This window comes from Gluconobacter morbifer G707 (assembly GCF_000234355.1).
GTDB classification, from domain to species: Bacteria; Pseudomonadota; Alphaproteobacteria; order Acetobacterales; family Acetobacteraceae; genus Gluconobacter; species Gluconobacter morbifer.
This window is the reverse complement of record NZ_AGQV01000001.1, coordinates 557526-571129: the sequence shown is the minus strand read 5'-3', so window position 1 is coordinate 571129 and position 13604 is coordinate 557526. Positions and strand designations below refer to the sequence as shown.

At 61.6% G+C, this 13604-nt stretch carries 19 protein-coding genes; 5 read left to right on the top strand and 14 right to left on the bottom strand.

What is annotated here, in order from left to right; all coding sequences use genetic code 11:
- Positions 1–33 precede the first annotated feature (33 nt).
- The 3 genes from GMO_RS02575 to GMO_RS02565 form a co-directional block, all read right to left on the bottom strand.
- Positions 34–396 (bottom strand): RidA family protein, encoded by a 363-nt coding sequence (locus GMO_RS02575; RefSeq protein ID WP_008850699.1) that lies wholly within the window; start codon positions 394–396, stop codon positions 34–36.
- Between the two features lie 12 nt (positions 397–408).
- Positions 409–660: a DUF1150 family protein gene (locus GMO_RS02570; protein WP_008850698.1), complete on the bottom strand. Its 252-nt coding sequence runs from the start codon at positions 658–660 to the stop codon at positions 409–411.
- 88 nt (positions 661–748) lie between these two features.
- Entirely contained in the window at positions 749–1261 is a 513-nt protein-coding gene (locus GMO_RS02565) for an Hsp20 family protein (protein ID WP_008850697.1), read from the bottom strand.
- A gap of 179 nt (positions 1262–1440) precedes the next feature.
- Between GMO_RS02565 and def the strand changes: the two genes are divergently transcribed.
- From def to truA, 3 genes are read left to right on the top strand one after another with little or no spacing between them, the layout of a single operon-like run.
- On the top strand, positions 1441–1995 hold the full coding sequence (gene def, locus GMO_RS02560) for a peptide deformylase (RefSeq protein ID WP_008850696.1): 555 nt from the start codon (positions 1441–1443) through the stop codon (positions 1993–1995).
- A gap of 6 nt (positions 1996–2001) precedes the next feature.
- Positions 2002–2913 (top strand): methionyl-tRNA formyltransferase, encoded by a 912-nt coding sequence (gene fmt / locus GMO_RS02555; RefSeq protein ID WP_008850695.1) that lies wholly within the window; start codon positions 2002–2004, stop codon positions 2911–2913.
- Entirely contained in the window at positions 2906–3712 is an 807-nt protein-coding gene (gene truA / locus GMO_RS02550; protein ID WP_008850694.1) for a tRNA pseudouridine(38-40) synthase TruA, read from the top strand. Before fmt ends, truA begins: the two co-directional genes overlap by 8 nt.
- Here the strand turns inward: truA and GMO_RS02545 are convergent.
- From GMO_RS02545 to dapD, 3 genes are read right to left on the bottom strand one after another with little or no spacing between them, the layout of a single operon-like run.
- Positions 3706–4329, bottom strand: coding sequence for a hypothetical protein (locus tag GMO_RS02545; protein WP_040507382.1), 624 nt, complete (start codon positions 4327–4329; stop codon positions 3706–3708). The two genes, truA and GMO_RS02545, sit on opposite strands and share 7 nt — an antisense overlap.
- On the bottom strand, positions 4326–5471 hold the full coding sequence (gene dapE / locus GMO_RS02540; RefSeq protein ID WP_008850692.1) for a succinyl-diaminopimelate desuccinylase: 1146 nt from the start codon (positions 5469–5471) through the stop codon (positions 4326–4328). Before dapE ends, GMO_RS02545 begins: the two co-directional genes overlap by 4 nt.
- Before the next feature lie 3 nt (positions 5472–5474).
- Positions 5475–6305, bottom strand: coding sequence for a 2,3,4,5-tetrahydropyridine-2,6-dicarboxylate N-succinyltransferase (gene dapD, locus GMO_RS02535; protein WP_008850691.1), 831 nt, complete (start codon positions 6303–6305; stop codon positions 5475–5477).
- Positions 6306–6582: 277 nt separating this feature from the next.
- Here dapD and GMO_RS02530 point away from each other — a divergent pair, with 277 nt between their 5' ends.
- Positions 6583–7860: a diguanylate cyclase domain-containing protein gene (locus GMO_RS02530; RefSeq protein WP_008850690.1), complete on the top strand. Its 1278-nt coding sequence runs from the start codon at positions 6583–6585 to the stop codon at positions 7858–7860.
- A 16-nt stretch (positions 7861–7876) separates the two neighbouring features.
- Here GMO_RS02530 and argB read toward each other — a convergent pair whose 3' ends face one another.
- The 6 genes from argB to rpmH all read right to left on the bottom strand — a co-directional run bounded on the left by argB (position 7877) and on the right by rpmH (position 12028).
- Positions 7877–8812, bottom strand: coding sequence for an acetylglutamate kinase (gene argB / locus GMO_RS02525; RefSeq protein ID WP_008850689.1), 936 nt, complete (start codon positions 8810–8812; stop codon positions 7877–7879).
- On the bottom strand, positions 8809–9489 hold the full coding sequence (gene yihA, locus GMO_RS02520) for a ribosome biogenesis GTP-binding protein YihA/YsxC (protein ID WP_008850688.1): 681 nt from the start codon (positions 9487–9489) through the stop codon (positions 8809–8811). Before yihA ends, argB begins: the two co-directional genes overlap by 4 nt.
- 6 nt (positions 9490–9495) lie before the next feature.
- On the bottom strand, positions 9496–11214 hold the full coding sequence (gene yidC, locus GMO_RS02515) for a membrane protein insertase YidC (RefSeq protein ID WP_008850687.1): 1719 nt from the start codon (positions 11212–11214) through the stop codon (positions 9496–9498).
- 90 nt (positions 11215–11304) lie between these two features.
- A complete protein-coding gene (yidD, locus tag GMO_RS02510) occupies positions 11305–11553 on the bottom strand; it encodes a membrane protein insertion efficiency factor YidD (RefSeq protein WP_040507380.1) in 249 nt (82 codons plus the stop codon).
- Positions 11550–11891 (bottom strand): ribonuclease P protein component, encoded by a 342-nt coding sequence (rnpA, locus tag GMO_RS02505; RefSeq protein WP_040507378.1) that lies wholly within the window; start codon positions 11889–11891, stop codon positions 11550–11552. The genes yidD and rnpA overlap by 4 nt, the downstream gene beginning before the upstream one ends.
- Before the next feature lie 2 nt (positions 11892–11893).
- Positions 11894–12028, bottom strand: coding sequence for a 50S ribosomal protein L34 (rpmH, locus tag GMO_RS13705; RefSeq protein ID WP_083813583.1), 135 nt, complete (start codon positions 12026–12028; stop codon positions 11894–11896).
- A gap of 147 nt (positions 12029–12175) precedes the next feature.
- On the opposite strand from rpmH, the gene GMO_RS02500 reads away from it, so the two are divergent.
- Positions 12176–12388 carry a hypothetical protein gene (locus tag GMO_RS02500; protein WP_245528411.1) on the top strand — a complete coding sequence of 71 codons (213 nt, stop codon included), beginning with the start codon at positions 12176–12178 and terminating at the stop codon, positions 12386–12388.
- Here GMO_RS02500 and gloA read toward each other — a convergent pair.
- Entirely contained in the window at positions 12372–12761 is a 390-nt protein-coding gene (gene gloA, locus GMO_RS02495) for a lactoylglutathione lyase (RefSeq protein WP_040507376.1), read from the bottom strand. The two genes, GMO_RS02500 and gloA, sit on opposite strands and share 17 nt — an antisense overlap.
- Positions 12758–13603 carry an LpxI family protein gene (locus GMO_RS02490; RefSeq protein ID WP_008850683.1) on the bottom strand — a complete coding sequence of 282 codons (846 nt, stop codon included), beginning with the start codon at positions 13601–13603 and terminating at the stop codon, positions 12758–12760. The genes gloA and GMO_RS02490 overlap by 4 nt, the downstream gene beginning before the upstream one ends.
- Position 13604 lies beyond the last annotated feature (1 nt).

The following is a 13604-nucleotide window of genomic DNA, read 5'->3' as shown; positions in this document are numbered from 1 at the left end:
CTTTTTTCCTTTCGGGACGAAAAAGACCCGATGTCAGCGCAGGGCAGCAATCGCCGTGATTTCCACCCGCCAGTCAGGATCGGCAAGACGGGCTTCAACAGTCGCCCGGGCCGGTTTGTGATCCGGGTCAAGCCACGCATCCCATGCCCGGTTCATGGCGCCGATCTCGCTGATATCCGTCAGAAAGATCTGCACGGAAAGGAGCCTCGTCTTGTCCGTCCCCAGGGACGCCAGAAGAGAATCGATCTGGCGCAGGATATCGATCGTCTGACCTTCCGTATCCAGCGTGGCGTCATCCGCGACCTGCCCGGCGAGATAGGCGAGACCGTTATGGACAACGACACCGCAGAGACGGTCTTCCTCAAGGTGACGGGCAATGGTGGAAGTGGAGCTCACCCGGGTGGTCCTTTACTGCAGGAGGGTGGGGATCATCTCATGTTCGAGGATCGCGTCCAGCGCGCTTTCCTCATCATCCGCCACAGCCATCGGAGTTCCGTCCGCAGCATGGATCGCCACGACCAGTTCTCCGTCATGGATGACGGACTTCACATAAGCCAGCTGGGACAGGCCCAGTGTACGAAGCTGCTGTCCCGTGATCTGACGCAGATCGGCGGGAAGGACTTCTTCCGCCGGCTCGCCGTTTTGGAAGGTGTTGTTCAAGGCCGGTTCCTTCTGAAACCCGGCGACAGGGCCGGGCTGAAATAGGAGAAAAAAGGAGAAGAAATCCGCGGAAACGGACGTAAAAAGCTCAGTCGTCTTCCAGATCACGGGCCGCAGGACGCGGTCGCCGCGGCTTGATGACGGGAGAAACGACATCATGATCGACGGTCTGGGACGGAGAAGATGACCGCCGCCCCTGTGTGATGGCGATCCGCTTGACGCGGACTTCCGGCTCGGGACGGAGGAGATCGATGTGCAGCAGGCCATTGTCAAGCCACGCGCCGCCGATTTCGATTCCCTCAGCTAGCACAAAAGCCTTGTGGAACTGCCGCGCGGCGATCCCCCGGTGCAGGAAGACACGCCCCTGACTGTCATCGGTCTGACGGCCACGAATAACGAGCTGGTTGTCTTCCTGCGTGATCTGAAGGTCTTCCATCACGAACCCGGCAACCGCCAGCGTGATCCGCAGGGCCGTGGAACTGAGCTGTTCGATGTTATAGGGAGGATAACCGTCCGAAGTGGATTTCGCGGCACGCTCGAGCATCTGCTCGAGATGATCGAAACCGAGAAACATCGGAGATGTGAACAGGCGACCGGACATAAGGGCTGAGCCTCCTCCATGAGCGAGACAGTCGTGGCGTCGGACCCTCCTCGAGGCATCCGGGTGTCTGGAAGAATATGGGCGGGAGCGATCCGGATGCAAGCGTTCACGGCGCAAACCCTGCCTGAAAGAGCCTGCGGGACTGGCACAAGACGCTGCCTCCCGCTACATCGCAGGATATGAGCGAATTCGATTTCCTGTCCGGCATCGACGAAGTGCCGCCGACCCCGATTCTGATCGCCCCGCAGCCGGTCCTCCGGCAGGTCACGCGCGACGTCCGCCCCGAAGACATGGCTTTCATCCGCGAGCAGCTTCCGGGCATGTTTTCCGCCATGTACAAGGCGCCCGGCATTGGCCTGGCCGCCCCCCAGGTCGGACACAGCCTGCGTTTTGCCCTAGTGGATGTCGCCGAAGAGGATGCACCGCGCGAACCGATCGTCCTGATCAACCCGGAGATCGTATCGGATTCCGAGCAGATGGCCGTCCGCGAGGAAGGCTGCCTTTCCCTGCCGAACCAGTACGCGGAAGTGGTCCGTCCCGAATCCATTCGCGTGCGGTATCGCAACCTGGCCGGTGACATCATCGAAAAGGAAGCATCCGATCTTTTGGCCACCTGCATCCAGCATGAGATGGACCATCTGGAAGGCATCCTTTTCGTGGATCATCTTTCAACCATCAAGCGCAACATGATCATGCGCCGTCTCGCCAAAGAGCAGAAACTGAAAAGGCGCTGAGATCCCATGCGGCTGATCTTCATGGGAACACCGGACTTTGCGGTTCCGGCACTTCAGGCCCTGCTGAAGGCAGGTCACGACATTCTGGCCGTCTACACGCAGCCCCCGCGCCCGGCGGGCCGGGGCAAGGCGCTCAGGCGCTCACCCGTCCATGACGCCGCCGAGGCTGCGGGGATCGAAGTCCGCACACCTGCGCGCGTCCGTCGGGACCCGGCCGAACATGCGGCCTTCGCAGCCCTTGAAGCCGATGCCGCCGTCGTGGCGGCCTATGGCCTGATCCTGCCGCGCGAGATGCTGGACGCCCCCCGTCTCGGCTGCCTGAACATCCATGCCAGCCTTCTCCCCCGGTGGCGCGGCGCCTCCCCCATCCAGTCCGCTCTCGTCGCGGGAGACACCCGGACGGGAATTTCCATCATGCAGATGGACGAAGGACTGGACACCGGCGCCGTGCTTCTGGAAGAGGCAACACCGATTTCCGCCACGGATACCGCAACCACCCTCCATGACCGTCTGGCAACCATGAGTGGCCGCCTGATCGTGCGGGCACTGGCAGAACAGCCGCCCGCCGTTCCGCAGCCCAGCACCGGTGTCACCTATGCCGAACGCCTGACACGGGAAGACGGACGCATCGACTGGACACGCTCCTGCGCCGAGATCGACCGTCAGGTCCGGGGCTTCACGCCATGGCCCGGCGCTTTCACGACATGGGGCGACACAGTTCTCAAGATCGGCGCCGTCACACCACTCCCCGACCGGCAGGGCGCCGAAGCGGGCGTAACGCTGGATGACGACCTGACCATTGCCTGCGGAGACGGCGCCATCCGCCTCGAGCGGCTTCAGCTACCGGGACGCAGCATGATGAGCGTCCCGGACTTCCTGCGCGGACGTCCCGTGCCGAAAGGGACGCGTTTTGGCTGAAACGGACGCCGGAGCCGCCTTCGTCCGCTGGGCCATCCGGATCGAATATGACGGTACCGGCTATGTCGGCTGGCAGCGTCAGACCAATGGCGTGTCCATCCAGGGACTGATCGAAGCAGCCGCCACGAAACTGGTTCGCGGCCGCCCCGTTCCGAGCATTACGGCGGGCCGGACGGATGCCGGCGTCCATGCCACCGGGCTGGTCGTGCATCTCGATTTCCCGGCCGATGGAAAGATTGATGCCCGTCAGATCCGGGACGGCATGAACTATCACCTCAAGCCCCACCGCGTCGTCGTTCTGCAGGCCGCCTCCGTCCCCGCGGACTGGAGCGCCCGCTTCTCCGCTATCTGGCGCAGCTACCGCTTCACGATCCTGAACCGCGCCAGCCGTCCCGCCCTGATGGAAGGACAGGTCTGGCACGTCAGACGCCGGCTCGATGTGCAGGCCATGCAGGAGGGAGCAAACCATCTGCTGGGGCAGCATGATTTCACGTCTTTCCGGGCCGCGGCCTGTCAGGCGAACAGCCCGATCCGCACCCTTGACGTCCTGACGGTTCACCGGGAAGGCGAATGCGTCATCATCAACACGAAAGCCCGGTCATTCCTGCATCATCAGGTCAGGAACATGGTGGGCTCCCTGGCCCTCGTCGGCTCGGGACAATGGACACCCGACAGGATGGGCGAGGCCCTGGCCGCCAGAAACCGCTGCATGGCAGGCCCCACCTCTCCGCCAGAAGGCCTGTGCCTGACGGGCGTCGGTTACCCGGAAGACCCCTTCAGCCAACAGGCCCGTCAGTAGGCGGTGCCAAACATGTCAACGACTGCGTTGTAATGGGGCGGCAGCAGCCAGAGAACGGTCAGCAGAATCATGACAGCGACAGTCTGCAGGACGGTCATCAGAGCCGCCTGCCAGCCCGTGGTTAGCAGCCCCACTTTCGTCACGTACCAGGTGAGCCACAGGCTGTAGATCTGAACCCCGAGCCCCATGCCGGCAAGCGTCGAGGATGACGCGGCGGCATCCGGCAGCAGCAGCCGCAGAACGCCCTGCGCCACGATCAGCATGACCAGCGGAAGCCACCCACACCACAGCGACGCCGTGGCATACCGCGTCCAGAGGCCCTTGCGGCTCAGGGCACTGGCATAGAGTTCGGAAACCAGAAGCTGGACCAGCGTACAGACCAGCGGGACCAGCGCCCGCGTCAGTCCCATGCCACGCTGGTCGTGCGGTAGCAGGAACGACAGCCCGAGCCCGATCAGCGCCATTGCGATCGTCGGGGCCAGAGCGCCCAGCAGCGCCTGTGCCCCCGGGGCGAAACAGTTCATCCCCTCCGCCCGACCGCGGCCCAGCAGCCAGACCCCAAGCGGAATGCTCATGCCATTGACTGGCGGAAGCCCGTTTGGACGTTCTGGAGTCACAGGCCAAATCCTTCCATGAATGTCAGATAGATGCGTGTCAGGTCCTCAAGCGTCGAGACATCCACATGCTCGTCCCGCTTGTGCATCGTCGCACCCACAAGCCCGAATTCCGCCACGGGGCAGAACGGCGCGATGAACCGCGCATCCGACGTCCCTCCCCCCGTATCGAGCTTCGGTGTGCGGCCCGTAACCTGCCGGACGGCTTGCGAAAGTTCTTCCACAGCCTTGCCCGGCTGCGTCAGGAACGCCTCGCCGCTGATGGCGATATCCACCGTCGCATCCGGAGCATGTCGGGCCACTGTCGCCCTGATCCAGTCCGAAAGGGCCGCGCCCGTATGCCGGTCATTGAAACGGATATTCAGACGAGCGCGTGCGTCTGCAGGGATGACGTTGGTCGCCGCATTCCCGACATCCACGCTCGTGACCTGAAGGGAGGACGGTGCAAACCACTCCGTTCCATCATCAAGCGTCCGCCCGGTCAGATCCATCAGGACCGCCAGCAGACGGTGGACCGGATTATCGGCCAGATGGGGATAAGCCACATGACCCTGCACCCCATTGACGACGATCTCGGCATTCATGCTGCCACGCCGCCCGATCTTGATCGTATCCCCCAGGGCCGTCGGATTGGTCGGCTCACCCAGCAGGCAGAAATCCGGCAGCTCGTCCCGCACCGCCAGCCATGCGATGACAGGTTTCGTACCGAAACGGGCCGGCCCTTCCTCATCCCCCGTCAGCAGGAGAGAAATGGAGCCGTTCAGCGGATGCTTTTCCAGAAACCGCGCAATGGCGGCCACGGAACAGGCCACTCCGCCCTTCATGTCCGCAATGCCCCGCCCGTACAGCCGCCCGTCGCGCAGTTCGGCGGCAAACGGGTCATGCGTCCATCCCGCGCCCGGCGGAACAACATCCGTATGTCCGGCAAAGCAGAGGGAAGGACGGCCCTGCCCGATCCGGGCATACAGATTGGGCGTCGGAGCATCAGGCGGCCCGAAAGGCAGCGCAAAAACCTCGAACCCCATCTTTTCCAGTTCAGCCGCCAGAAGCGCCTGAGCCCCGTCATCAGCCGGCGTAACGGACCTGCATCGCAGCAGATCCCGCGCCAGCGGAACAGGATCGGTTGGAAAAGAGGAGTCTGGCATGGTTCAGTCCCGCAGGAGATCGTTGATGGAGGTCTTCGAGCGGGTCCGCTCATCCACCCGCTTTACGATCACCGCGCAGGCCAGCGCAGGCATGCCCGGCTCCTTTGGCGGCAGCGTCCCGGGGACCACCACGGAATAGGCCGGAACACGCCCCATGAATACCTCTCCGGTCGCCCGGTCCACGATCTTGGTGGACGCGCCGAGAAAAACACCCATCGACAGGACGGAGCCCTTCTCGACAACCACGCCCTCGGCCACTTCGGACCGCGCGCCGATGAAACAGTCATCCTCGATGATGACCGGCGCAGCCTGAAGCGGTTCAAGAACACCACCGATACCCGCACCGCCGCTGATATGGCAGTTCTTCCCGATCTGGGCGCAGGAACCGACCGTGGCCCAGGTATCGACCATCGTGCCGCTCGCCACATGAGCACCCACATTCACGAAGCTCGGCATCAGCACCACGTTCGGAGCGATATAGGCGGACCGGCGCACGATCGCCCCCGGAACAGCCCGGAAACCGGCTTCGGCGAAGCGGAACTGGTCCCAGCCGTCAAATTTCAGCGGCACCTTGTCAAAAGCCGGCTCGCCACCGCATCCGCGTTCCATGACGCGGCTGTCATTCAGACGGAAAGACAGCAGAACAGCCTTTTTCAGCCATTCATGCACCGTCCAGCCGCTTTCAGACGGTTCGGCAACGCGCAGCGTGCCGGAGTCCAGTGCGCTCAGAGCCTGCTCCACCACATCACGATCCGCCCCTTCGGTGCGGGCGTTCAGAGTGGCGCGGCGCTCCCAGAGGGCTTCGATGGCAGTGCGGAGAGTATCAGGCTGCATGAGGTCGGTCCGGAAAAAGAAGCAGAAAACCGCCGGACCATGCGGTTGAAGGCGGATTCTGTCAACGGCCCTTGCCGGATGGAAAGGCCTTGCGGAATGTTAAAGGATGCTTAACTCTTACTGTTTAGAGAAATAAACCAGACCCGAACCGCAGGCTTCTCTACAGTCCATTCCCACTGACACCAGATATGCGGCTTTTTTCCCGCGATTTATCTGAAACAGCTTTATCCTGCCGGAAGGAACCAAAGACCTGTCCCCGGACCTGCTTCCTCTACTGATGGCCGCCCTGAAAAGCCGTGAACGCTGGCGTCTTCTGCTTCATCAGTCTGTCGACCTGATTTTCGAAACCGATCGTGACGGCAACATCACCCTCGTCCTTCCGGACCAGCTGGATGGTCAGCCGACAGAGCCGCTTCTTGGCCAGAACGTCAGAACACTCTGGCCTGACACGGATTTCTCGCGGCCGCACAAAGGCACCCTGCTGAACCCCACCACCTTCAAAGGATTGCACTGCATGGCCGTTCTCTCCTCTTCCGAGCTTCTGGATACACAGGGCAACAGGACCGGCCTCCGGGGAACACTGCGCCGCCTTGCCGCCCGGATTGGTCCCGAGCAGCAGCTCCAGCCGCCCTCTCCCCCTGACAACAGCGGCATCGGCACCATCCAGCAGGTCATCCAGGCTCTGCGATGCACCATCGTCCCGCGTCTGGCCGTCGCTTCCGCCATGGACGTCCTTCTGGCTGCACTGAAAGCGGATGGCGCGCTGACGGACATGGCCGCACCAGAAAAACCGCTCCATGAATCCCGGCCAACCCCGGCCAACCTGCTGACACAGGCGCCCGCCCCCTCTTCCGTCCTGGGGGACCAGATCCGTTTTCTCCAGACCGGACATCTGCACGCCCTTCTGCTCACCGAAAACATCCGCAGCCAATCGCCGCTTTTCCTCGTCCTCTGGCGTGAAAAGCCCTTTTCATCCGCTGAGGCTGAACTGGTCCGGACCGTCTGCGGCCTGCTGGCAGGTTTCTGGGAACTCGACAGCGTTCATCGCAGGCTTCTGGCCGGAGCCTGTTATGACATTTCCTCCAATCTTCTGAACTGGAACGGACTGAAAGAAGAAATGGAGCGCCGCAGCCGCCGGCTTGACCAGGAACAGCTGGCCGCAACTCTCATGGTGGTGCATGTCCCCGGCCTGACCGAAATTGCCCTCACCCATGGCTTCATGGCCGGCGAGGAGGCGCTCAGACAGTGCATCGCCGTTCTGCGCAAGGCCATCCGCCCCACGGATGTCATTGCCCGGCTGGGGAACAACAGTTTCGGCTTGTGGCTCGATGGCGGTGACCGCTTCGCCATGGCGGAACGGGCCGAACGCATGACGGCCCACGGCGCCCCGATCATCATTGATCCTCCCGTGCATCTGCCGCTGTTCATCGGCCTTGTCTCGCGCGAGGCAGGGGCGACGGAAACACCGGATGATCTGCTGGAACGCGCAACGCAGGCCCTGCAGAAAGCACAGGCCGAAAACAGGACATGGTGCTTCTCACACGAAGCGCCATAAAGCCTGCCGGTCCGTCTCAGGTCTTGATGAGCGTTCCCGGGCCGGCCCGCGTAAAGAGCTCCAGCAGGCAGCTATGTGGTACCCGTCCGTCCAGAATGACGGCTGCCTTCGCACCGGCCTTGACGGCTTCCAGGCACGTCTCGACCTTCGGGATCATCCCGCCGGAAATCGAACCATTGGCAATGCGACGATAGGCTTCGTCAGCCGTCAGCTCCTCGATCAGACTGCCATTTTCATCCAGAACACCCGGCACATCCGTCAGCATCAGCAGACGGGATGCATTGACTGCCCCTGCGATGGCGCCCGCTGCCGTATCGGCATTGATGTTGTAGGTCTCCCCATCCTCACCAATCCCGACGGGCGCGACCACCGGGATCAGTCCCGACCCCAGAAGAGCGTAGAGCACACGCGGGTCAACCTTGTGGGGCTGTCCCACAAAACCGAGATCCAGAGCCTGCTCCGCGCCCGTCTTTGCGTCACGTTTCGTCCGGATCAGCTTGCGGGCCTGAAGCAGGCTGCCATCCTTGCCGGAAATACCGACGGCCATGGCACCGGCGCGGTTGATCAGCTCAGCCACCTGCTTGTTCACGCGCCCGGAGAGCACCATCTCGATGACTTCGACCATTTCCTGGTCCGTCACCCGCAAGCCATCCACAAATTCCGAACGCAGGTTCAGCCTGTCCAGCATCACGCTGATCTGGGGGCCACCACCATGCACCACGATCGGATTGATCCCGACGAGCTTGAGAAGCGCGATATCATATCCGAACGCACTGGCCAGCGTGCCGTCGCCCATGGCATGGCCGCCATATTTCACGACGATGGTATCGCCTGCATAACGGCGGAGATAGGGCAGTGCCCTGGCCAGGATCGCCGCCTGCTGCTGGGCATCCTGCATATCAACCACCGGCGGAACTTCCGGCAGTTTCTGGCTATGGGTCTTCTTGCTCATGGATGACGCTCTCCTTCCCCTGCCGCTGGAACCGGATCCGCAAAACGGGCAATTTCCGCCCTCAGGTCTTCAATGCCTTCGCCCGTTTCGCTGCTGGTGCAGACGATGCGGGGATAGGCCGCCGCATGTTTCAACGCGAGGGCTTCAACCTCCGCCGTCCTGGCTTCAAGTGCCTTGGGACGGACCTGATCGCACTTCGTGAGAACAATCTGGAAAACCACCGCAGCACGGTCCAGCAGTTCCATCACCTCACGGTCGGACTTCTTCAGTTCGATCCGGGCATCCAGCAGAAGAATGACCCGGCTCAATGTCGTCCGTCCGCGCAGATAGGCGAACATCATGCCCTGCCAGTCTTCCTTGACCGATTTGGAGGCCTTGGCGAAACCGTATCCCGGCATGTCCACCAGCGTCAGACGATCCGCCAGATTGAAGAAATTGAGCTGCTTCGTCCGCCCCGGCTCGGAGGATGCCCGCGCGAGAGCCCTGCGGTTCGTCAGGGCATTGATCAGGCTGGACTTGCCCACATTGGAGCGCCCGGCAAAAGCCACTTCCGGCCGCCCGACGGGCGGAAGCTGGTCAATGGTCTGCGAGCCAAAGAAAAACTGGCAGTCCCCCGCAAACAGGAGACGGCCAGCTTCGATCTGCTCTTCGGTCGGGGGACCGGCGATTTCTTTCATGCTTCCTCAGCGACGCGGCGAAACGGGAACCGGCAGCTTTGTACGCCGCTGGATGAAGGTCTGCTGGGCAAACGTCAGCAGGTTGTTCCACGTGTAGTACACCAGAAGACTGGCCGGGAAGCCGGACATGATGAACACGTACATCAACGGCGTGAACTGCATGACACGGGCCTGCGCGGGGTCGAGACTGACCGTCGTCTGGCGCTGGAGCAGCCAGAAGGTCAGACCAAGGGCCACGCCCCAGACGCTGACATGCAGGAACGAACCATAAGCCGTCGGGTCAAATGGCAGCAGACCGAACAGATTGAACACATTCGTCGGGTCCGGCACCGAAAGATCACGGATCCAGCCAAAGAAAGGCGCGTGGCGCTCGTCGATGCTGATGTTGAGCATCTTGTAAAGACAGAAGAAGATCGGCGCCTGGATCAGAACGGGCAGACAGCCACTGGCCGGATTGACGCCCTCTTCCCGATACAACCCCATGACCCGCTGGTTCATCGCCATGGGATCGTCCTTGAACTTCTCCCGGATCTCCTTGATCTTTGGCGCCAGCATCCGCATCCGTGCGGAAGAGACCGCCGCCTTGGACGCCAGCGGGAACAGCACGATCTTCACGATCAGCGTCAGAGCCATCAGCGCCAGACCGAAATTGCCCAGATGCACATACAGCCAGTGCAGAAGATACAGGATCGGCCGGGTCAGGAAGCTGAACCACCCGAAATCGATCGCCTTGTCGAAACCGGGGATTCGCAGGTCATGGCTGTAGGCCTGCAACATGCTGACCACCTTTGCACCGGCAAAGACATGCGTCTTCTGGCTGATGGAGGCGTTCGGCATGAGCTGGACGGCATTCTGGCTCGCAAAACCGATCTGGTATGAACCCGGCGCACCCGGAATATACCTGAAACCGGCCGTAACGGGCGCACCCGCTTCCGGCGCAATGGCCGTCAGCCAGTACTTGTCACTGATCCCGTCCCAGCCCTGCGTGCCACTCTGGGCCCAGTAGGTGTTGTCCGGATGATCAGCGGCCTTGCGGAGATTCTTGTAGCTTTCGTCTTCCAGACGGCCATCCATGACGGCAATGGGGCCTTCATGAGCAGTCCATGTCCCTTCATGCGCCAGATAATCCCGCTGCACACGCTGGAACGGCAGAAGCGACACCGGCTGACCCGAATGGTTCTCGACCGTCTGCTCGACGGAGAACATGTAATGCTGATCCAGGGAAATCCGGATGATGAATGTCAGACCGTGCCCGTTATCCCAGCGTAGCGTGACCGGACGCTCCGGCGAAAGCTGCGCATCCGAACTGTCCCACACCGTGTTCAGGTCAGGAACCACAGCGTTGGAACCCGGAGCATTGGTCCAGCCGATCACGACGAACGTCGGCGTCTTGCTGCCTGCATTGTCCAGCAGACGCACCAGCGGACTGTCCTTGGCCAGCGTCTCGCGATAATGCGTCAAGACCAGATCATCCAGCATGGCCCCCTTCAGATTCAGCGAACCCCTGACATCAGGACTGCTGACCGGAATCCGCCGCGCCACCACACTGGTTTCAGCAGCCGGGGCAGAAGCCGCCGGTGCAGACGGGCTGCTCTGGACCTGTGCCGCAGGCGTATGAGGGATCACGGGATGACTGTCCTGATGGGGTTTCGGCATGAAATAGTCGAAACCGATCAGGATGAGGGCCGAGAGAATGGTGGCCGCAAGAATACGCTTGATGTCCATCGGGCGGATGCCGGTCTTTCGTCTTACTGAGAAGTACTTGCGCCTCAAGTGGCCGAAAACCGCGCTCAAAACAATAGGCGCATCGCGTTTTTAATGGTGATGGGGGCCCGGAGGGAGGTCGATTCCACCCTTCGCCCACGGGTGGCAGCGCAGAATTCGCCGGCAGGCAAGCCACCCGCCGCGCAGAGGACCATGGCTCCTGATGACCTGCAGGGCATAGGTACTGCACCCCGGCTCAAACCGGCAGTTACGCCCCAGATACGGACTGATGAACAGCTTGTAGGAATCGATGAGGGACAGCATCAGGGCAGTCACGGCCCGACTGATGATCCCTCTCATTTTTCCAGACATTTGCGGAGCGCCCTTTTCAGGTCCTCCTTCAGTTCGGAAAAATCACGGAGTCGTGTCTTGTCACGGCCAATCAGTACGAAGTCTCCTGTCGGCAGACCTTCCTCCTTGGCCACCAGACGAAGCGCTTCCCGAAGGCGGCGCCGTGTCCGGTTACGGATAACAGAATTGCCTACTTTTTTCGTGACCGTAAAACCGACACGTGCTTCAGCAGAACTGTCATCCGGCAGTAACTGCACGACCATCCCGGGTACGGCAACTTTCCGCCCCCTGCTGGCGACGCGCAGGAACTGGGGCCGCTTTTTCAGGCGGCCGGGAGTGCGGGTAATACTCAGGCGGACAGCTTCTTACGACCCTTGGAGCGGCGGTTCGCGAGAATGCGGCGGCCGCCTACAGTCTCGGTGCGTGCACGGAAACCGTGACGACGCTTACGAACCAGCTTGGAGGGTTGATACGTGCGCTTCATGACGTCGATCCTTAAAATCCATAGCGGCGTCCCTGCGTTATGGACATCCGCACCGAACGGGCGCACGGAACGCCCGGTGAATGAGACCCGGGCTTTAAAACAGGCCGACCTTTTCTGTCAATGCCAGACCTACAGGAACTTCATGTCATGACTTTTCCCGCCAAGACATCCCCGCCCACATCCCGCTTCAGTTCGGGAACCTTCCGTCACGATCTCCGCAACGCGCTGGCCCCCGCTCTCCTCTGCGCAGATGCCCTGACCAGCCATTCAGACAAAAAGGTCCGTCAGAATGCCGAAATGATTGTCGAATCGCTGGAAAAGGCCATGGATCTGCTGAAGAAAACTACTTCTTCTCGATGAGTTCGGTCTTGTAACCGTCGGGGTCCTGCACGAAGGCAATAACCACCGTTCCAAACTTGAGTGGCCCGGCTTCCCGCGTTACGAGGCCACCACCGGTCCGGACCTTTTCAACGGTCGCCGCCACATCAGGAACGCCGATCGCGAAATGACCGAAACCGGTCCCGATCTTGTAGTCCTCTTCCTGATCCCAGTTATAGGTCAGCTCGATTTCGGCCTGCCCGGCAGCGTTATCCGCGAATCCGATGAAAACAAGGGTATAGCGGCCTTCACGGACTTCCTTGCGCCGCAGTTCCTTCATGCCCAGGAGGCTGTAAAACGCCAGGCTCCGGTCAATGTCCCGAACCCGGATCATGGTGTGGAGAAACGAACTCATGCTTTTTCCTTCAGGTCTTCTTCGGTCAGCCCATAGAGGAACAGGCCGTAACGATCTGCCAGTTCCACACAATGGACAGGGTCCGTCATGAGGGTGACACCGGGCTGAAACGCCACACCGCGCAGTCCGTTTCGTGCCGCATTTTCCAGCGTTGCCGGGCCGATGGTCGGCATGTCGGCGCGCAGATCCTGTCCTGTCTTGGGCATTTTGACCAGGACACCGCCGCTCCCTGCCTGCATGAGCTTGCCACAGCGGCTCAGCATGGCGTCAGTCCCCTCCAGCGCTTCAACCGCCAGAACAAGACCATTCTGCACCACACAGCCCTGCCCGATATCCAGCGCAGCCATTGCCTTCAGGACGGTCGTGCCCCGCGCAATATCCTGCCGCGCCTGCTCGTCCGGCCTGACCTTGCCCAGCGTTCCGCTATGACCCGTTGCATGTTCGAGAAATTCATGCGCGCCCCGGACATGAAAGCCCTCTTCTCCCAGCACACGAACGACAGCCCCCAGAAGGCCGTCATCACCGGAAAAAATGGCACGCCCCAGCCGGGCCAGAATCCGTGCACCGTCAGCATCCGGCCGCAGGTCACGCCAGGCCGGACGTCGCACCGGACCGATCAGCACAAGATCGGTACAGCCATGTCTTTTCAGGGCATTCAGGATTTCGCCGGCCGCGGCCAGCCGGATGACTTCATGAGGGTAAGGCGCCAGAAGAGCCAGATCCGCGAAGTCACGGAAGGCAACCACAAAGACCTTCCGTCCCTTGGCCTGCGCCACTGCCGCGACCTGTGCTGGCAGAGGGCCCGATCCAGCCAGAATACCAATGCAGCCCTCGCGTCCCACC